This window comes from Candidatus Cloacimonadota bacterium, assembly GCA_020532355.1.
Taxonomy (GTDB): domain Bacteria; phylum Cloacimonadota; class Cloacimonadia; order Cloacimonadales; family Cloacimonadaceae; genus UBA5456.
The window spans coordinates 1-2,670 of record JAJBBD010000049.1; the positions used below are offsets into that span (position 1 = coordinate 1).

1 protein-coding gene is annotated in these 2,670 nt (G+C 38.7%); it reads left to right on the forward strand.

What is annotated here, in order from left to right; translation table 11 throughout:
- Positions 1–2,670: hypothetical protein (locus tag LHW48_01465; GenBank protein MCB5259132.1), on the forward strand; the 2,670-nt coding region annotated here is incomplete at both ends.

The window sequence follows — 2,670 nt, forward strand, 5'->3', positions numbered from 1 at the left end:
ACATTCTGGTAGGCTCGAGTTTGAGCACAATGGCAGGTTATTTAACGAAGCCGACGTCAGAGGTATTTGCGGAGTTGGAGAAGGCACTAAAACCGAGGATCTCACTCTGATTGGAAAATTTGGCATTGGTTTCAAATCTGTCTATGCAATCACCAACAACCCTGAAGTTCATTCTGGAAAAGATCACTTCAGGATAGAGCATTACGTAAGGCCTTATGAATGTGAAGAAAAGATTCCTGCCAAAGGTCATGACACACTGTTCATCTTTCCTTTTGACCGAGAGGATGTTGATGCCCCTATGGCCTTTGATGAATTGCAAGAGTCTCTGAATAATATGCCCACTCACACGATACTGTTTTTGAAGCATATAAAAAAAATTTATGTAACAGCCAATGGTAACGAAATCATGATTCTTTCAAAAAGAACTGCTGCTAGTCACTCGCACGGCATAAGTGAGATCGTTTTGAATAACATGAATACTCATAGAGATAGGTACCTTCTTTTTTCCAAACCAGTCGATCATCGAGTAAAAGGCCTTTCAGTGGAGATTGCTTATGAGTTATCAAAGAAAAGCAACGTGGCAAAGTCTTGGGATACTGACCTAGTAGTTTTCTTCCCAACTGAGAAAAAGACCAATTTAGGGTTCATTATACAGGGACCCTATAGAACAACTCCAGCTAGAGACAATATCCCATTAAAGGATGACTTCAATAGGCTTCTCATAGAAACTACGGCATGTTTAATGATAGATTCTCTTTTATGGCTTCGTGATAATACTTATCTGGACGAAAACATATACGACTTGCTCCCAATTGAAGAATTTGACTTTCCCAGAGGGTCTATGTTTAGGCCATTTTATGAAAAGCTGATTACAGCACTCTCCGAAGAAGATCTTATTTTAACTAGCGCTCTAGAGCCTAAGGGATCACCCGTTTATTGCTGCTCTAAGAAACTCGCAATAGCTAGGAGTGCAGAATTGAGGCAATTGCTTGATAGTAACTTGCTGCTTGAGCTAACAGATAATCAAACCCGTTATTGGTTAAGCGGGGCAATAACCGAGCAGACTAAGACTCTTTTCTATAAATACCTGAAAGATAATCTTGATATAGAAGAGTGGAGACCTGAAGATCTAATATCAAAACTGAACAAATCGTTTCTTACCAATCGTGACGACGATTGGATTGTCAAACTATATAAGCTAATACTTACTCAACGGCAGTGGTTTACAAATTTAAACAGTCAGAAGGCTAAACCAAAATGGGATATTGAAAACAAAATCCCTTTTTTTAATAAACCTATAGTACGATTACAAAACGGAACTCAAGTCAAACCTTTCAAATCGTACACATGTCAAGAACCATCAGCATATTTGTCTAACTCAAATCAGGCAGAATTTCCTAGCGTGAAGAGCAATATCTTGGATGATCCAGAAGCCAAGTCTTTTTTCGTACTTCTTGGATTCACAGAGCCAAGCGATACTGAGTTTCTAATTGAATACATATTACCAAAATACGAAAATGAAGTGATGGCACATGCTGACCTTTCTTATCAAATAGACACAGCTCGCCAGATAATCCACGCGTGGGAGATCTCAAATAATGAAAAAAAGTTACTGATAAAGAAAAAACTTGAACATCTCTTATGGTTGCCTGCCCATAGTTTCTCAGATGAAAACAAATATGTTCTATCTGGACATAATGTTTGTTATGTGCTAAACGACAAAATATCTCTGTTTCTTGCCGGGAGTGACGATCATTATTACGTATGCTCAGAACTTCTGGATATGAAAGCTACTTTGATTGAAATGGGAGCTAAAGATTGCATTCAAGTTACATGCAGGGAAGAGGATGATGATGGGAATGTTGCTATTTCGGATAATCGCGGGAATCACATAAGAGGATTGGATGGATTCGATCCCATGGCCAGTGTCGACGGACTTGATTATGCAATACAAGCAACGATATCAGACCATAACATCATAAGAGCGAAGTTCATATGGAATGAAATATTAATACCCAATAGCCACTTGATTTCTGGGAACATTGAGCATTCCACTTTACAGTCTTATAGAAACCCTTTCCGGATTGAAGTCAAATCAAAGATCGGCAACTCGATTGAATTGGGTCCTTGGCTACCAAACACTCAAGGGCATTTTCACAACATTAAAGAATTGTCATTAGCTGAACTCCCAGAAGGTTTTTCGAGGGATAGAAGATTAGCAGAAGTTCTCGGTATGGAGATACCTGAGGATGATCCCTTTGATATATTTGCTCGTGAAATCGGGCTTCCTGCAGAAATCTTAAGAGAGTTAAAGAATAATCCGGATCTGGTCCCGGATATCTTAGCAGGAATCAAAAAGATAATCGATAAAGCTAACAGAATATCATCCAAGAATCAGTTAGATATTAACGAGTTTACAGATCCTGAATTCCCTATGTTCAGTATCCCAGATCCAGAAAGACGTGAAAGAGTTGTATCAAGCGATATTCATGAAGCACCTGAAAAGACGTTTGAGAAAAAAGAACGTAGTGTTAGGACTTCAGGAAGATCGGTTAACAAGGAAACATATCTAAAGAATTTCTATACGAACTCCAATAACGAAATGGTCTGCCAATTATGCAAAAAAATCATGCCCTTCAAGAAAAGGAACGGTGAGTACTACTTCGAAGC